The 19,054-nt window shown below is 30.3% G+C and carries 8 protein-coding genes and 1 pseudogene; 3 read left to right on the plus strand and 6 right to left on the minus strand.

What is annotated here, in order from left to right:
* Nucleotides 1–56 precede the first annotated feature (56 nt).
* The gene (gene rpsU, locus HACICURT3053_RS01485; RefSeq protein ID WP_157990974.1) at nucleotides 57–272 is read right to left on the minus strand and encodes a 30S ribosomal protein S21; all 216 of its coding nucleotides are present in this window, start codon (nucleotides 270–272) and stop codon (nucleotides 57–59) included.
* A 327-nt stretch (nucleotides 273–599) separates the two neighbouring features.
* On the opposite strand from rpsU, the gene tsaD reads away from it, so the two are divergent.
* Nucleotides 600–1,616: a tRNA (adenosine(37)-N6)-threonylcarbamoyltransferase complex transferase subunit TsaD gene (gene tsaD, locus HACICURT3053_RS01490; protein WP_157991985.1), complete on the plus strand. Its 1,017-nt coding sequence runs from the start codon at nucleotides 600–602 to the stop codon at nucleotides 1,614–1,616.
* A 671-nt stretch (nucleotides 1,617–2,287) separates the two neighbouring features.
* Entirely contained in the window at nucleotides 2,288–2,644 is a 357-nt protein-coding gene (gene folB, locus HACICURT3053_RS01495) for a dihydroneopterin aldolase (protein WP_157991986.1), read from the plus strand.
* 395 nt (nucleotides 2,645–3,039) lie between these two features.
* On the opposite strand, the gene argS is transcribed toward folB, so the two are convergent.
* The 5 genes and pseudogenes from argS to aceE all read right to left on the minus strand — a co-directional run bounded on the left by argS (nucleotide 3,040) and on the right by aceE (nucleotide 12,384).
* Nucleotides 3,040–4,773: an arginine--tRNA ligase gene (argS, locus tag HACICURT3053_RS01500; RefSeq protein ID WP_157991987.1), complete on the minus strand. Its 1,734-nt coding sequence runs from the start codon at nucleotides 4,771–4,773 to the stop codon at nucleotides 3,040–3,042.
* Between the two features lie 949 nt (nucleotides 4,774–5,722).
* The gene (trxB, locus tag HACICURT3053_RS01505; protein ID WP_157991988.1) at nucleotides 5,723–6,679 is read right to left on the minus strand and encodes a thioredoxin-disulfide reductase; all 957 of its coding nucleotides are present in this window, start codon (nucleotides 6,677–6,679) and stop codon (nucleotides 5,723–5,725) included.
* Nucleotides 6,680–6,905: 226 nt separating this feature from the next.
* Complete coding sequence (lpdA, locus tag HACICURT3053_RS01510; protein ID WP_157991989.1) at nucleotides 6,906–8,333, minus strand: dihydrolipoyl dehydrogenase; 1,428 nt, start codon at nucleotides 8,331–8,333, stop codon at nucleotides 6,906–6,908.
* Between the two features lie 142 nt (nucleotides 8,334–8,475).
* Nucleotides 8,476–9,639 (minus strand): annotated as a pseudogene (locus HACICURT3053_RS01515) (2-oxo acid dehydrogenase subunit E2); the annotation flags it as partial.
* Nucleotides 9,640–9,711: 72 nt separating this feature from the next.
* Nucleotides 9,712–12,384, minus strand: a complete 2,673-nt coding sequence (gene aceE, locus HACICURT3053_RS01520; protein WP_157991991.1) for a pyruvate dehydrogenase (acetyl-transferring), homodimeric type — start codon at nucleotides 12,382–12,384, stop codon at nucleotides 9,712–9,714.
* Between the two features lie 1,498 nt (nucleotides 12,385–13,882).
* Here aceE and ubiD point away from each other — a divergent pair.
* Complete coding sequence (ubiD, locus tag HACICURT3053_RS01525; RefSeq protein WP_157991992.1) at nucleotides 13,883–15,346, plus strand: 4-hydroxy-3-polyprenylbenzoate decarboxylase; 1,464 nt, start codon at nucleotides 13,883–13,885, stop codon at nucleotides 15,344–15,346.
* Nucleotides 15,347–19,054: the final 3,708 nt, after the last annotated feature.

Raw genomic sequence — 19,054 nt, forward strand, 5'->3', positions numbered from 1 at the left:
AAATACATTTTCTTTTTAATTTAACACGCACATCTTATAATTAACCAATCAATTAATTAATAGAGGCGCGCACGACGTATATTTTCACGTACTAGTTTTTTTGCATAACGCTTTACTGCAGATGCTTGAGCTCGTTTTCGCTCAGTTGTTGGTTTTTCATAAAATTCACGACGACGGACTTCGGCTAGTACCCCTGCTTTTTCACAAGATCGTTTAAATCGACGTAGCGCAATATCGAATGGCTCATTTTCACGTACTTTTATTACCGGCATGTACTTCTTACCTCAAAGCATTCAGTTGTTATGGATGTTAATACAATATGGATAAATTTTTTTAAATGACTCTAACATAGGTTGTATTATAAGACAATATAGTATCATATTACTTGTATATAAGTTTATTTTTTAGTAAACCACTTATCTAAAGATCATGTTTTGCATCTAAATTTTAGTTCAAATAAGATTAATATTAGATCAAGTAAGAGTCTATTAGTTTTGTAAATGAAACAGAAGAAGATTAGCTATCTTTCCTATAATTTTTTCATGTTATAATGTGTAATATTATGTTGTAAAATCAAAAAAATAATAAGAGAAAAATTTATGCGTGTACTTGGTATTGAAACATCCTGTGATGACACTGGTATTGCTATTTATGATTCTGTATTAGGATTGCTTTCGAATCAACTTTATAGTCAAGCTCAATTACATTCCCATTATGGTGGCGTAGTTCCTGAACTGGCTTCTCGCGATCACACAAGGAAAATAGTGCCATTGATCCAAGCAGCCCTACAAGAATCTGGATTAAATGGAAAAGATATTAATGCAGTTGCTTATACTGCTGGACCTGGACTCATTGGATCTTTATTGGTAGGAGCTTGCATTGGTTGTTCATTGGCTTTTTCTTGGAATGTTCCTTCTATCGCTGTACATCACATGGAAGGCCATCTCCTTTCTCCTATGCTAGAAGATAATCCACCAATTTTTCCATTTATAGCATTATTAGTTTCTGGTGGTCATACTCAGTTAATAAGTGCAAAAGATTTTGGTAAATATACTGTATTAGGACAATCACTTGATGACTCAGCAGGTGAAGCATTTGATAAAACAGCTAAGCTTTTAGGATTGGGTTATCCAGGTGGACCTATGTTATCTGATATAGCTGAATATGGTGTAAAGAATCGCTTTGTTTTTCCACGCCCAATGACAAATCGACCCGGATTAGACTTTAGTTTTTCTGGATTAAAGACATGCGTAGCCCGTACTATATGTAAAAATGATAATAGCAGACAAACATATTCAGATATTGCGCGTGCTTTTGAGGATGCAGTAGTTGATACTTTATTAATAAAGTGTTGTCGAGCTTTAGACCAGACCGGTTTTAAGAGATTAGTGATTGCAGGTGGGGTTAGTGCTAACCGAAAGTTACGTAGAAAAATTACTAAGATTATTCATCAACGAGGAGAAAAAGTTTTTTATGTTCGTCCAGAATTTTGTACTGATAATGGGGCTATGATTGCTTATGCAGGTATGATCCGCTTAAATAGTAAGAAGATCAATTCTAATCTTAGAATTACTGTTTATCCAAAATGGTTACTATCAGATTTACCTTTAATTTAAATTGTCGTTTTTATTATTGTCTAAAGCATAATTATCCTATTCTTCATGTGAGTGTTCTCTTAATTAGAGAAGGAGAATTAAGGAAGTGGTGGTGAATGTGAGAATGAAGGTTAATTAGGATATTGATTGAAAAAATAGTAAAAAGAATGATATAGATAGAAATAAACTAATAAAGCGCATGGAGTAGGATTTAAAAAAGAAAAACCAGAGTTATGATTGTTATTGCATCAAAATTATTAGTCAGATTAATCAAAATGGCATATGAAGAGTAATGCATGTTTTATAAATATCAAATGATTATAAAGACTAGTAAATCTATATCTTTTAAGATAATAGAAAATATTTTAATTTTTTTTAACTAAAAAAGAATAAGATTATAATGATTAGTTGAAGACGGAATTAATTATTCTAGACTTTTTCTTTATCTATATGTCCATGCAAACCATATATACTCATCCACAATGAGTGATAGAAGATTGAAGTTAATAAAATAATTAAGAAACTATTGAAAATACTAATTGTATCATAATTAAGAATAAATATAGAAAATATATATAAATGATACTAAAGAAAATGAATAGATAAGGTTTAATTTTTTTGAAGGATAACTTTATTTATATTAATAAACTATTAGAGTATGTTGTACAATCACAGTAGAAAAGAGATACAGTATGGATATTTTATATATTGATCAACTAAGTATTATGACTATTATTGGAGTTTACGATTGGGAAAAACTTATAAAACAAAAATTACTATTAGATGTGGATATAGAATGGGATCACCGTAAAGCAGCTTTAAGTGATAATATCAGTGATTGTCTTAATTATTCTGATATAACCAACTCTATTATTACTTTTGTGACTAAAGGTAAGTTTGCATTAATTGAACGTGTAGCAGAAGAGGTCGCAATGATGCTACTCCAAAAATACTCCTTGAAATGGATTCGTATTAAAGTTAGTAAGCCTAGTGCAGTACCGCAAGCACGTCAAGTAGGTATAATAATTGAACGTAGTAAATTAGTTTAGCTAACATCTTGTTGTTCTAGTTACAAATAGTTAATTTTTTTAAAATTTTTAATATGAGTTTCAGTGTTATTAAGCAATATATAGCATCGCTATATTGATTTTGAGTATGATTACTTTAGGAGTGTGAAACACATTGAGATTATAGATACTTTAAATCAAATAACTAGAAATTCTTTATGTGTTGTCATTAAAAATAATCAGTGTACTTAAGTAGTTGTTTTATTACTTGTCAGTTATGAAAGAAACCCACTGCACTTAATAACAATCTAGTTCGATTACAATGAAATCTTATCAATAAAATAAATTTTTCTTTATTAAAATTTGACGAATAAAGCATATGTTTAATAAAGTGAAATAACTCGATAAAATCTATTATTAGCTATTAATGCATATATTTACATAGACTCGATTGTGTCAATGCCTAGAAGATTTAATCCTTGTTTAAGAGTTGTTTCAGTTAATAAAGCTAAACGAAGATGACTTTGTTGAATTTTCTTGTTCTTTGCGTACAGAATTGGACATTCTTCATAAAAGTTAGAAAAAAGACCTGCCAATCTATATAAATAAGAACACATAAGATGTGGCATGCCATCCTGAGCCACTTCGATTATGATTTCATTAAATTGTAATAAACACACAGCAAGAGCTACTTCACAATTATTGACTATATTTGTTGTAGCTGTCAGTAATTCCTCTTGATTAATCTGTGCTTTACGAAATATTGATAGAATTCGTGTTAAAGCATATTGTATATAAAGTGCAGTATTTCCTGTTAATGAAAGCATGTGATCCCAATCAAAGACGTAGTTAGTTGTGCGGTTTTTTGAGAGATCTGCGTATTTTAATCCACCAATTCCGATAATACGTGCTAATTCTTGCAGTTTATCTTTGGGTAAATCGGGATTTTTATCTAATATTAGTTTAGTGGCACGATGTATAGCCTCATCTAGTAAATAAGATAGTTTAATAGTATTACCGCGACGCGTTTTGAAGGGCTTGCCATCCCGACCTAACATCATACCAAACATATGGTGCTCTAATTGTAAACTCTCAGGAATATAACCGGCTTGACGAGCAATATCCCAAGCCTGTAAGAGATGTTGATTCTGACGTGAGTCCGTATAGTATAAAATACGATTAGCTTTGAGGGTTTCATAGCGGTATTTAGCACAAGCAATATCGGTTGTAGTATAGAGATAGCCACCATCCTTTTTTTGAATAATCACTCCAGGTATTTCATTAGCATTGTTTTTATATTTTTCTAAGAAAACTACGATAGCTCCCTGATTTTGCCTTGCTAACCCTTTAGTTTTAAGATCAGAGACAATATCTGACATCATGTGATGATACATGCTCTCACCCATTATATCTTGATGGGTCAGGGTCACATTCATGCGATCATAAATGATCTGATTTTCTTGCATGGTGATATTTACTAATTGCTTCCATATTCTTCGGCAGTATTGATCGCCATCTTGTAATTTGACTACATATTGGCGAGAACGTTCAGCAAATTCAAGATTATTATCATAGTGTTGTCTAGCATTACGATAAAAAATATCTAGGTCTGTCAAAGTTATATTTTTACAATTTTTATTGTATTTTTCTTCTAAAAAAGCAATAAGCATACCAAATTGAGTACCCCAGTCACCAATGTGATTTGCTCGAATCACCTTGTGCCCAAGGAACTCTAACGTGCGAGCCATTGCATCACCAATAATTGTAGATCTTAGGTGACCCACATGCATTTCTTTGGCCACATTCGGCGAAGAATAGTCTATTACTATAACTTGTTTATTGATCGGCGTGATCCCAAGATTTTCTTGTTTTAAAACATTATCAATTTGTACAGATAACCACTTAGGGTCAAGAAAAATATTAATAAATCCTGGTCCAGCAATTTCAACTTTTTTAGTTAAGTCATCTAAATTTAATTGATCAAGAACTTTTTTTGCTAATTGTCGTGGCGATATTTTTAGATTTTTTGCTAAGGTCATAATACCGTTTACTTGGTAATTTCCAAATTCTATGCGCGCCGAACGGCGAACTTGAGGATCATAATGTATTGAAGCGCCTGCCGATATCATTGCGCTACTGACTTTACATCTAATTAAATTTTGAATATTCATTGTATTGCCTGAGAATGTGAATTTTATATCAATCAGTTAAAAGTTTTACTGTATCTTTATGACAATAATTATCTTACTTTATTCATGTTACAGGATAAGGTAGAGTTGTTCATATGCTAATTATAGAGAGTATTGATCTAAGGAATTTCATCTATTAAAGATTCTAATACGATATAATTTTATCAAGAATTGAATTTGTATCTTTTATTTTTTGAAGATCCTTGAATGTCAACACAATAATATTTCACCTGAAATAAGATATTTTTAATTATAGGATATAGATTATAAGTCTTAAATTAGACTAGGGATACAGACTTGGTATGAGGATTGTAAAGGTTTTTTTTATTCCTGTTATTAAACATAACTCTTATGCTTATTAATATCTATTTGACATTTTTTTTCTATTATAAACAGATTTTTATATTGTAATTTATTTAAGTATATAAAATATTATATCATTTTAATATCCATGAAGAAAATGGTCCAGATTCTTTTCCTATCTTTATAGACTGGTGTTGTGGTCCATTTAAATAGTACATATGATTTTATAAATTGATATATATTAGGATTGACAAGATTTCGATGACACTACATTGTATATTTTAATGCAAACCTAACAGATACCAGAGGTAATATAAGTGAGAAAAGCCGCACTAGATTCCACCAAGCTATTTGTCTGAAGAATTTATCTAATAATTAAAAAGTGTTTATATGAGTAAAAACTAATACTTATACATTAGACTTGTTTTAAAAAAGTCTTCTTATAGAAATCTATAAATATCTTCTTTCATTGATTCAATATATTTGGTGAAAATATATTAACTTAAAGAGAATAGAGCGGTTTAATATTAGGACTCTAGTATCTGATAAGAATTAATACATCAAGTAACTTTAATCGATCTGTGAAATTATACAGATAAATATGAAATTATTTTAATGCGCATTGCACTTATAAAGCTAATCTATCTAGATAGCGCTCAGCATCAAGAGCTGCCATGCACCCAGTTCCAGCGGAAGTAATAGCTTGACGATACACATGATCTATTACATCACCAGCAGCAAATACGCCTTCTATGCTACTTTGCGTAGAATTACCATTAGTTCCTGAACGTACTATAATGTAACCATTTTTCAGTTCTAGCTGATTATTAAAGATAGAGGTATTGGGACTATGTCCAATAGCAATAAATACACCTTTTACTACTAAATCCTTAATTGTATTACTTTGAGTGGAACACAGACGTATTGAATTTACACCGTTTTCATCTCCCAATATTTCTTCTATTTTATAATCTGTATGTAGAAAAATCTTTTTCTTCTTAATTTTTTGATTTAAACGATCTATTAGAATCTTTTCTGCACGAAAGCTATTTTTACGGTGAATTAAATGGACTTCAGAGGCAATATTAGACAGGTATAACGCCTCCTCCACTGCTGTATTACCACCACCAACAACTGCAACTTTTTCATTTCGATAGAAAAATCCATCGCAGGTTGCACAAGAAGATACGCCTCGTCCCTTAAATTCTTCCTCTGAAGGAAGACCAAGATATCGAGATGAGGCGCCAGTAGCAACAATTAATGCGTCGGTGGTGTACTGACTTTGATCGCCAATTAAAGTAAATGGACGAGTATACAGATCAACACTATTAATAAAATCAAATACTATTTCGGTATTAAATTTTAATGCATGTTGATGCATGCGTTGCATTAACAATGGGCCTGTCAAATGATCAGGATCACCTGGCCAATTTTCAACATCAGTTGTAGTAGCGAGCTGTCCACCTTGTTCAAATCCTGTGATTAAAACTGGGTTTAAATTTGCACGGGCTGCATAGACAGCAGCAGTGTAGCCAGCTGGTCCAGAACCTAAAATAATTAATTTATTATGTTTAGAATGTATCATTAGTGACTCCTTAGAATATGAAATATTTTAGTATTTTAGTAGTGAATAGATATGCAGGGTCATTAATGAGTAATAGTAATTTAAACATACATAAGACTGAGAATTATTGACAGAAAATATACTTTATGATTATGACATATAATCAGTCATGTCTTGATAAATTAACTTACTTTTTATTTACAGCTCGCTGGGTTAAATATTTATATTCTTTGTCAGGAAAAGAAGATTATATCTTTGATGCTTTTAAATTGAACAGGTCAGTAATACTTCCTTCAAAAATTTGTGAAGCAAGACCAATTGATTCATGTAAAGTGGGATGGGAATGAATAGTTAAAGCGATATCTGCCGCATCACAACCCATTTCAATTGCTAGAGTAATTTCACCTAGTAATTCACCGCTATTTACACCAACAACTGCACCACCAATAATACGACGTGTAATTGTATCGAAAATTAGTTTTGTCATTCCATTCCCGCAGTTAGAAGCTACGGCTCGACCTGAAGCTGTCCAGGGAAATGTACATATTTCATAACATATTCCTTGTTCTTTTGCTTCTTTTTCGGTTATACCAACCCAACCAACCTCTGGATCCGTATAAGAAATAGATGGAATTGCTTTTGGGTCGAAATAATATTTTTTTCCAGAAATTACTTCGGCAGCTATATGACCTTCATGCATACCTTTATGTGCTAGCATTGGTTGACCGACTATATCACCGATCGCAAAAATATGAGGAACATTAGTACGCATTTGTTTATCGACAGAAATAAACCCACGATCATTTAACTCTACTCCAGCTTGATTGAGATCCAAAGAACTGCTATTAGGTTTTCGTCCCACTGCTACTAATATAGCATCATAGCGTTGTGGCTGAGATGGTGCTTGTTTTCCTTCCATAGATACGTAGAGTCCATCGCTTTTCGTATCTACATGAGTCATTTGAGTTTCTAACATAAGATGAAATTTATTTGAAATTTCCCCAGTAAAAGTTTTTATTATGTCTGGGTCTGCGCTAGGGATTACTTGATCACACATTTCTATTAAGTCAATTTTTGAACCTAAGGCGTGATATATTGTTCCGATTTCTAAACCTATAATACCACCTCCTATAATTAGGAGGTGACCTGGTACTTCCTTAAGTTGCAATGCATCGCTAGAATCCCAAACGCGTGAATTTTCATATGGTACCATTGGTATTTTCACGGCAGATGAACCTGCTGCAATTATCGCGTGATCAAAATTTATGACTGTACTTGAATTTAATTCTGTAGTTACTTTAAGTGTATTTTTGTTGCTGAATTTTCCGACACCATGTACTATATTAACTTTACGCGCTTGTGCTAACTTAGTTAGCCCATTGGTTAGCTGAGAGATCACTCTTCTTTTCTGTTCACGAATTTTATCTAGGTTGATCTGTCTCTTACCTATAACAATGTTTTGAGTTGTGAGCGTGTCCAACTCCCCTAAAACTTTAGCTATATGTAATAAGGTTTTGGACGGAATGCAGCCAACATTTAGACAAACACCACCTAAATTACTGTAACGCTCAACAAGAATAGTCTGAAGACCTAAATCTGCTGCACGAAACGCCGCTGAGTAACCTGCGGGACCAGATCCAATCACAACAACCTGGGTGTGAATTTCCTTGCTCATTAGGACCTCTTAATTAAAATCTAGGAGATAAGTCGGTTTTTGATTTTTACTATAAAATATCTAAATTAGATTATATTTTTGTATAAAATTACTTGCAACCTTTAATATATCATACCATGAAATCTATAGATTAAAAATCTGATTACATTACCAAATAACGAATATCAGCCATTGTGTTTTTAATCATTGTGATAAATCTTGCCCCTTCAGCCCCATCAATTACACGATGATCAAAGGAGAGTGAGATAGGCATCATTAAGCGTGGTATAAATTTTTTACCATTCCAAACTGGTTCTATTTGAGCCTTTGAAATACCGAGAATAGCAACTTCTGGAGCATTAATAATTGGCGTAAAATAAGTAGTACCTAAACCACCAAGACTGGAAATAGTAAAACAACCTCCATGCATATCACTTGGAGCTAGTTTATTTAAACGAGCTTTTGTAGCCACTTCAGTTAGTTCATGAGCTATTTGAATAATACCTTTTGTTTTAACTGCCTGAAATACTGGAACCACTAAGCCATTAATTGTGTCGACTGCGACCCCGATATTAATATATTTTTTTAAAATTAATGTTTGTTTATCCAAAGATAACGAGCTATTAAAGCGTGGCATTTTCTCTAAAGCTAGAGAAACAGATTTCATGATAAATGCTACTAAAGTTATTTTTACATCAAGTTTTTTTTTCGTTGCTAAATCATTTTGATGATTACGGAATATCTCTAATTCGGTAATATCTGTTTTATCAAAATGAGTTACATGCGGAATTGTTGTCCAATTACTATACAATTTTTTACCAGAAAGTTTTTGGATTCGACTGAGCTCAATTTCTTGAGTTTCGCCGAAACTATTATAGTCTATTGTTTGTAACAGAACTGGTTCTGATGGAGACTTGCTATCTTCTCCAGCTTCTTCATGATATTGAATTATATTTTTTACGTAATTCTGTATGTCTTCTTTTAAAATCCGACTTTTAGTTCCACTTCCCTCGATTTTGGATAAGTCTATACCTAATTCTCGGGCTAAACGACGAATTAGTGGAGTAGCATGAACATATTTAGTTGAAACTATTAATGATGAAGACATCATGTCTTGATCTGATGTTATGTCTAACATGTCTGATGTAGGTACATTCTCAGAATTAAAAAACATTACCAACATACCTGGACTAATTTGATCACCAATTTTAACTGTAATTTCTTTAACTGTTCCTGTCAGGGGTGATGGAATTTCTATAGAGGCTTTTTCAGTTTCAACAGTTAAAATTGATTGATCAACTGTTACTTTATCTCCAATTTGCACGAGAATTTCGGTCACTTCTGCAGTCTTAGTTCCAATATCAGGTACGTGTATCTCAATGGTCATATCCTATACCTCTTATGCTAAAGCCGGGTTGATTTTATTAGCATTAATTTCAAATTTTTCTATGGCCTCAGCTACTATTTTTTGCTTTATTTGTCCATTCTCAGCTAAAGCACTTAGGGCTGCAATTACTATGTAATAGGTATTAATTTCAAAATAATCACGTAAGTTTTCACGGCTATCTGAAAGACCAAATCCATCAGTACCTAATACACGATATATACTGGAAGGAATAAAATTACGTACTTGTTCTGCAAATAACTTCATATAGTCAGTAACAGCTACCACTGGTTGATCATTTAGAACCTGAGTAATGTATGGTATACGAGGTGTTGACATTGGGTGTAGCATATTCCATCTCTCACAAAGTTGACCGTTGCGAGCCAATTCTGTAAATGAGGTCACGCTATATGTTCTTGTACCAATATTATAGGTTTTTGATAATATTTGCGCTGCTATACGAACATGCCTAAGAGTAGAACCTGATCCTAAAAGCTGAATTTCTCCTGTTTTCCCTTCTATATTTTCTATCTGATATATACCTTTTCGAATACCGTATTCTGCTCCTTTTGGCATTGCTGGCATATGGTACTTTTCATTTCCTACAGTAATATAATAAAAAACATTTTCTTGTTCAGTACCATACATGCGAGTCAATCCATCATGTATAATAACTGCTACTTCATAAGCGTAAGCTGGATCCCAAGAAATACAGTTAGGAATAGTAAGAGCTTGTATGTGGCTATGACCATCTGCATGTTGGAGTCCTTCTCCATTTAGAGTTGTGCGTCCTGAAGTTCCACCAATAAGAAAACCTCGTGCTTGCTGATCTCCGGCAGCCCAAAGAAGATCACCAATACGCTGAAAACCAAACATCGAATAATAGATATAAAATGGAATCATAGGTAAATTATTAGTGCTATAAGATGTCGCTGAGGCTAGCCAAGATGCTCCAGCTCCTAACTCATTTATCCCTTCTTGTAGAATCTGACCTGTTGTTTCTTCTTTATAATATGCAACTTGATCGCGATCTGAAGGGCAATATTTCTGACCAGTTGAGTTATATATTCCAATCTGACGGAATAAGCCTTCCATTCCAAACGTACGAGCTTCATCAGCAACAATTGGTACTAGTTGATCTTTAATGGAAGAGGTTTTGAGTAAAACATTGAACGTGCGTATAAAAGCAAGAGTAGTTGATATTTCTTTAGATGATTCAGATAAAACATGGTAAAATTTTTCTAATATTGGGAGATCGATAGTTGCATTAAACATTTCTCTTCGAGTGGGTAAATAGCCACCTAGTTTAATTCGCTGGTTATGAAGATAGTTGTATTCATCTGAATTTTTTTTAAACGTAAAATAGGGTAAATTTTTAATTTGATCATTATTAATAGGAATATTTAAACGGTCACGTATATAATGTAGATTCTCTATACTCATCTGTTTTATCTGATGTGCTGTATTTTTACCTTCAGCAATTTCACCCATTCCATAGCCCTTAATAGTATGAGCCAAAATTATTACGGGTTGACCTTCAGTTTCTTTTGCTTTTTTCAGTGCAGCATAGATTTTTTTCGGATCATGACCGCCTCGATCTAGGGACCAAATTTCATCGTTGGTCATATTTTCTACTAGTTTTAATGTTTCTGGATACTTTCCGAAAAAATGTTGACGTATATAGTTTCCATTTTTAGATTTAAAAGTCTGGTAGTCTCCGTCCACAGTTTGATTCATTAATTGAACTAATTTACCGCTAGTATCTTGACGGAATAGTGGATCCCATTTGCTACCCCAAATTACTTTAATTACCTTCCATCCTGCCCCTGAAAAGATTCCTTCTAGTTCGTTAATTATTTTTCCATTTCCTATAACCGGACCATCTAATCGTTGAAGATTGCAATTAATGATAAAAATTAAGTTATCTAATTTTTCTCGGGTTGCTATGGTAATAGCACCCTTGGATTCTGGCTCATCCATTTCGCCATCACCAAGAAAAGCATAAACTGTTTGTTTAGATGTATCTTTTAGCTTTCGGTTGAGAAGGTATTTTAAAAATTTAGCTTGATAAATAGCGCCTACAGCACCTAATCCCATGGATACAGTTGGAAATTGCCAGAAGTTAGGCATTAGTTGGGGATGTGGGTAAGATGGTAACCCACACCCTTTGGTTTCTTGACGAAAATTGTTCATTTGTTGCTCACTAAGACGTCCTTCAAGAAAGGCGCGAGCATATATACCTGGAGAAGAATGCCCCTGAAAATAAACGAGATCACCACCATCTTTTGTAGTGCTTGCTCGGAAAAAATGATTAAAACATACTTCATATAAAACTGAGGCAGATTGAAAAGAAGCTAGATGCCCACCTAATCCTAGATTTTTTTGTGAAGCTCTCAAAACAGTAATAATTGCATTCCACCGTACTGCGGAACAAATACGATTTTCTAAAATAATATCGCCTGGATATGCTGGTTCATCTTGTACAGGAATAGAATTTACATAGGGATTATTGCGATTATTCAATTGATGATTAGGTATTTCTACACCATTTTCATGAGCAACTTTTAATACTTGATTAATCAAATATTGCGTACGTTCAGAACCTTCTGAATGTATCACTGATTTAATTGAGTCTATCCAATCATTAGTTTCGGTCGGATCTGAGTCATAATATAAGCGTTCTGACATAGGGATCTTCCTTGTTTCTATTTAATTAACGTTATAACATTTAAAGAAGTTGTTTCTATTGTTATTTATAAGAAGACTGGATTAATAAATGTCTTAGTGGCTTTTCATAGCCATATTGACTTAGAAGTCCTTAGAGTCTGTAATTATTAAAAGAATCTGTAATTCAATAAATATTGATATACTTATATTCTAGTATTCATATATCTTAAGTTAAGCGTTATTGTCTAGATTAAATCAAAAATTAAATACGGATATTTGTAGATGGATCTAATGATTTTATATATACAAATTTTTTATTTATATAATCTTGATGAATTTAAGGAGAACAATGGGATATATAGATTTTATTGTTTAAGCTTACAAAATATTTATGATTATTACTTAAATAAATTTTTCTAATTTAATTCATTAATTTTTTCGTTGTTTAATGTACTACTGTTGTACAAGCTATTTTCTTATTTAAGGTATATTACTATTATATTAGACTTACTAATTTATTAATCTTTTCTTACTCAAGAAAATTAAATAAGTAGAGTTTTTAATATTAATATTGATAAAAATTATTTATGACACATATGTTTACATATGATGTAGTTAAATTTTCTATGGAACATTTAACTATGATAAGTAATATTTATATATAGAAGTTTTTATAATCAACGGTATATCTGTTGTATATGTTAATGTGTTTTCTCTTTTTTAAAGTTATTGCATTGTTTATATGCACTAATCTAGTAATTATGTAAATTACTTATATGACAAGCTTATACCATATATGACACTTTAGGATAGAGGTGTTTATTAGATGATTACAGGAGTGTTATAATGACAATATGAATGAAAACTAATATTTTAATAAAACTATAGTAGATAGTAGAATAGAGTAACACAATAAAGTTATTACTAGCATGTATTTAAATTTAAATGATGACCGTTTGTTTATTTGAGTTTTATTGCCATCTCATATAACGTTCAAATTAGAGCTTAAACGTTATATTTATAACAGTATTTTGATGATGAGTTTTTCATCTAGTAAATATCACATATAAGAAACCTGCTTAGAAGGTTAGAAGATATTTAATTATCTTGTAAAGCCAATACACAATAATATTCAACATCTAAAATATTGAAATATAATCATCATATAACATAATCCTTATCCTAATAGATATTAAACTCTATTTCCAACTATATTCTATCTAATATATAATGTTTCGATATATTTGAACAGAATTATTCAATGCCTCTTAATAACTATCTATAAATAGATTAGTTGAATTTTATAGATTAGAGAATTAATGAGTGCAATTATTAATACTGTTGCGTTAAACATAATATGCGTTTTTTTAAAAAAAATTAACATAGTATAGTTCATTATCTTAATAGATGTATCATTTATTATATAATATAGATATTATAATTTATTCTATTTAATCTGTTATTTGAAAAAATTATGACTATGATTGGTAAAATCATTTTTAGGCATTATTGGTAAGTTATGAGACATAAAGACCTACGAGAATTTATTTCTTTCTTAGAAGAGAAAGGAGAATTGAGACGTATTAAACAAGTAATTGATCCTCATCTTGAAATGACTGAAGTTTCTGATCGTGTCTTACAGATCGGTGGACCAGCTTTATTATTCGAGAACCCTAAGGGTTATGACATGCCAGTTTTATGCAATTTATTTGGCACAGTTAATCGTGTCGCAATGGGAATGGGTAAAACAGATGTGAAATCTTTGCGTGAAGTAGGGCGTTTGATTGCTTTTCTTAAAGAGCCTGATCCCCTTTGTGGTTTTCGTGATTTTTATAACAAAATTCCACACTGGAAGCAAGCGCTTAACATGACAACAAAGCGTCTTCGTTATGCCCCTTGTCAAGAGCAGGTCTGCTGCGGAAAAGATGTTGATTTAACGCGCTTTCCAATAATGAAGTGCTGGCCTGGCGATATTGCACCATTGGTCACATGGGGATTAACGATCACACGGGGGCCAAATAAGGAAAGACAGAATCTCGCCATTTACCGTCAACAAATCATAAGTACTAATAAGCTTATTATACGATGGTTACCTCATCGTAGTGGTGCATTAGATTTTCGAGATTGGAATCAAAAATATATTGAGAGGCGTTTTCCAGTATCTGTAGCACTTGGAGCTGATCCAGCTACCATACTTGGAGCAGTAGCACCAATTCCAGATACATTTTCAGAATATTCATTTTCTGGGCTCATACGCGGGGCTCACACTGAAGTTGTTAAGTGTATATCTAATGATTTAGAGGTACCAGCTAGAGCAGAAATAATTTTAGAAGGATATATTGAACCGGGTGAAACAGCACCTGAAGGTCCTTATGGTGATCATACTGGATATTATAATGAAATAGATGAGTTCCCTGTTCTAACGGTTACGCATATTACACAGCGTCGTTCAGCAATTTACCATTCTACTTATACTGGACGTCCTCCAGACGAACCTTCAGTCTTAGGTGTAGCACTTAATGAAGTTTTTATACCTATTTTACAAAAACAGTTTCCAGAAATTATTGATTTTTATTTACCACCCGAGGGTTGTTCCTATCGTCTAGCTATCTTAACAATTAAAAAGAAATATATTGGTCATGCAAAAGTAATCATGATGGGAGTATGGTCATTTCTTCGGCAATTTATGTACACGAAATTTATCATCATCTGTGATGATGATATTAATGCTCGAGATTGGAAGGACGTGATTTGGGCAATAACTACGAGAACAGATCCGTTACGTGATACAATGATACTAGATAAAATGCCAATTGATTATCTTGATTTTTCTTCACCTATTTCCGGATTAGGATCAAAAATTGGGATAGATGCAACTAATAAATGGGAGGGTGAAACTCAACGAACTTGGGGAACGCCTATCAAAAAAGACCCTGTTGTCACCGCTCGTATCGATGAAATTTGGGATTCCTTGGATATATGAATACATAATCCAGAAATTCTGGCATTCTAATTATACAAATATGCAATAACTTAATTAGAAGTTCTAATTATCATTTTAATCCGTTAAGTGTTTTTAAATCCTTGTTATCATAATAACAGGTCGCGTCTCATTTAAATTAAAGAAAAAAAGGACAGCTTACAAAGATAGCTATGGATATAATTAGTTTTTTCTTATTTTTTTTAAATTATCTTTACTATATTGGTCTTTTAGTTATATCAAAGATATTTCTATATATATTATATCAATTGCACATTCAGAAATCTTTATGAATTAGGTTTATTTGGATAAACTTAATATCCATAAGATTTATTTTCAGATTATGCCTATCTTAAAAAAGATGAAGACTGTGTAAGTCATCAAACCATTCCTATGACTATATTTCGAAAAATATTATACCGTTCGATTAGTGTATAACGTTCTATATTAGATAGTTTTAATATAGTTAGTATAATAATAAATGTTTATGTAATTTATATATAGCTAAGAATATTTATTTTTTAGCTATATTTTATTATTTTATTCAGGATAGTTAGAATTTAATTATTCTACAATATGGAATTAATAAAAAAATAAATTTTTATACTTTTACTTCAGAGATCTAATTTAATCATAGTATTTCTTTTGATCAAGAGTATTTATTTTAATAATGTTCAAATATCTAATCTATAATAGATATAGATCTATCTCAACATATCATTAGTTTTGCAATGATAAAATTTGTCTAATTATTTCTTATTTAGAAAAATTTAAAATTGAGAATAAATCTTTAATTTGTAACACAATTTTATTTTGTATTTTTCATGACGAGTTATTATTTTTATATATTGATTTTACTATGCCTCTTTCTATAAATAGAGTAGTGTAATATATTACGATTAATCTCAATTTCTATATAAATCAATCTAACGTTTTGTTCTCTTATAACAAGATAAAAAATATAAATAAGTTTATATAATTAATTTTAATAATTTTTACAAAGTTTGAATAGGTTTAAACTTACCCAGTTAAATTAATAAAAAATTTCCATAAGAAATAAATCTTATGTGTTTAAAATATAATTAATAGATACTATGGTTATTTTATAAAAAATCTCAAATAATTTGAGATATAGAAATTTTATTCTTATTGTTAGTAACAATGTTGGAAATATACTAAAATAAAAGTAATCTAGATGATTTAATATAAATGTAATATAAATGGCGCATATGTACAAAACATATAGTTTTTTAGATATATAGGTGATTATCTAATATATTACTAATATAGTTCTATAATTATAGATATTAATGTATCTGGTATGAAATAATTATATGTATGTAATACGAGTGTTCTCTAATATGAGATTTATATTATTAAATTTTCTGACGTTCTGATGTTATAGTCTCCTACACAGTCTTGTTATAACTAAGATTAAAATGGTATAAAGGAATTAATAATATAGAATTTAAGTTACCTCGTCTAATAATTAACAAACCTAATATAGTCGTCATAAAATAATAGATATCCATCTTCTTATGAGAAGATATCAAAATAAAAAATAATTTTTTCTTTTTATAATTAGTCTAATATCTAAAATTTAGATGCGTGAAGATAACAATTACTCAATTAATGATCGGCATAGATACAATCACGTTCATAAAAAAACATCATTAGGTAATAAATCATTAATAAGCAAATAAAATATAGTAAAGAGTTATAAGAATATAACTTCCCTTAATAGGAACTTTACATTCGTTTATTTTTAATAGTTATAACGATGTATTCTCTTGTTCTATCAAATTAAGAAGAAAGCAATAGTTATAATACACGTAATTATTGTAATCTCATAATAGAAAATTAGAATAATAATATTTAGAATATTTATTTTTAAGTAAATAAGTAATCTTATTACAGCATAGACAAAACAGAATAATATCTGTAATTTATTGATTTTACGGAAGAAGAATTAACTAAATAGTTAAAGATTCTACGTAAAAAAATAAGGATCAGACATGTTGCTTAAGTTATAGAGTCTGAAATATTGTTTGGGCTTATTAGATGTAACTTCTATAATCCTAATTTATTTAATACTATTAGATGAGAACATGACAGTAATAATGATTATTACTCATTGAGTAAGATTATGAGAGGAAATCGACTATATTTTCAAATAGAAACTTTCTGTATTTAGGTCATTGTGGTTTTTTTGGGGTTATCTAATGTATAGATAAGATCATAGTGACTATTTCTATAACTTTAAACAACAATAAACCAAAATTCTATTTTATTTAAAATTTTAAGTTGAGAAGAATTAGGTATAATTTATTAATTTAAATCATATAGGAGTAGGTATCTCATTTAGGATATTTAGAAATCAAAGATAAATCTACTTATCTATTTCAGTAAGTTCAGTTATAGAAACTAGATTATATAATATTAAGCTGATACCACCAGAAATAAAATCAATACAGTCACTCCAATATTTATAGGGAAAATAACTCAACTTGTCTAAATTTTGTTATTCTACGACTATATTTTTAAGTTGATCTGTAATTTAAAAAAGATAATATATCAAGTTATTGTATAGTCTAAGATCACGTCTAGACCAGAATAAATAAATCATCTCTTTATTTCGTACAAATAGCACTATCTCGATTATACTATCTAATTTTATTAATTGAAGATGTCGATTTTTCAATCTCCGAAAAGAATATCCATTTTCCTTTTATTGATGCATCTTTCGCTTACTCAATATAATCAAGGTTGTAATAGACTTGATGATATGATTACTCATTCTTCTAATAAGATAATGAGATAATAAGATAATGAGAAGGTAGGCTTACTAAAATAGTAAATTTTGTATAAAAATTATATTTTTGAATGGTATTAAAGATAATATCTTTAATTTCATAGATAATTTTATTATCTACAAAACTTTCTAATTAAAATACATCAATGTATTTATAGCATTATTCAATATAATTTACTGATCTGAGATCATTATAAAACGGTAGATTTGATTAATCTATATAATTCAAAAGAGATTAATAAATTAAAATTTAACAAATATGTTATAGAAAGTATTGAATGTATTATTCATATTTTATTCCAATCTATCTACTATAATAGCATAGATTAATTATTCTGCATGGCTTAGAATAAGCCATGCAGATCTTTTAAAATTGATGAAAGTAGTATAATTTCATAGCTATTGATCGTTATCGGTCTTTTCTAAATATATGATATATTAGTTTAATATCATAACGAGATTATATTTGATATAATTAGAATTTTCCATTTATATATAGTAGTACGTAACGCATATTAAAATTTATGATTTTTTCTTTAATCAAGAAGGTATTTCCATAGTTGTTCTTTTTTGTCTCATTATGTCGACTGATTTCAATTAGTATACATTATAGTTAATAGTTAGCACAATAAAAAGGCATTTTATGTAACAATGAGAGCTAGAAATTTTTTAAATATCATTTTTTATGATAATATATTTGATCATAAATTGTATAGAACTAAGCTATATTACATTTTGAATAATTATTTCTAGTGTTTGAAGGTTTTATTTTTTATTAATTATAGTATTTTCGGTAAAATTTTCTGTGAAAAATCGATATTTACTGCATTGATCGAAATAAATTTATATCTTATCCAAAAATCTTAGAAGTTTATTGTAGAATATTGCATAAAAGTTTT

It is taken from the genome of Candidatus Erwinia haradaeae, assembly GCF_900698855.1.
GTDB lineage: Bacteria > Pseudomonadota > Gammaproteobacteria > Enterobacterales > Enterobacteriaceae > Erwinia_E > Erwinia_E haradaeae_F.

Excerpts from the sequence above, each read along its gene's own strand:
- rpsU (WP_157990974.1), bottom strand. The coding sequence starts at position 272 with ATGCCGGTAATAAAAGTACGTGAAAATGAGCCATTCGATATTGCGCTA.
- tsaD (WP_157991985.1), top strand. The coding sequence starts at position 600 with ATGCGTGTACTTGGTATTGAAACATCCTGTGATGACACTGGTATTGCT.
- folB (WP_157991986.1), top strand. The coding sequence starts at position 2,288 with ATGGATATTTTATATATTGATCAACTAAGTATTATGACTATTATTGGA.
- argS (WP_157991987.1), bottom strand. The coding sequence starts at position 4,773 with ATGAATATTCAAAATTTAATTAGATGTAAAGTCAGTAGCGCAATGATA.
- trxB (WP_157991988.1), bottom strand. The coding sequence starts at position 6,679 with ATGATACATTCTAAACATAATAAATTAATTATTTTAGGTTCTGGACCA.
- lpdA (WP_157991989.1), bottom strand. The coding sequence starts at position 8,333 with ATGAGCAAGGAAATTCACACCCAGGTTGTTGTGATTGGATCTGGTCCC.
- aceE (WP_157991991.1), bottom strand. The coding sequence starts at position 12,384 with ATGTCAGAACGCTTATATTATGACTCAGATCCGACCGAAACTAATGAT.
- ubiD (WP_157991992.1), top strand. The coding sequence starts at position 13,883 with ATGAGACATAAAGACCTACGAGAATTTATTTCTTTCTTAGAAGAGAAA.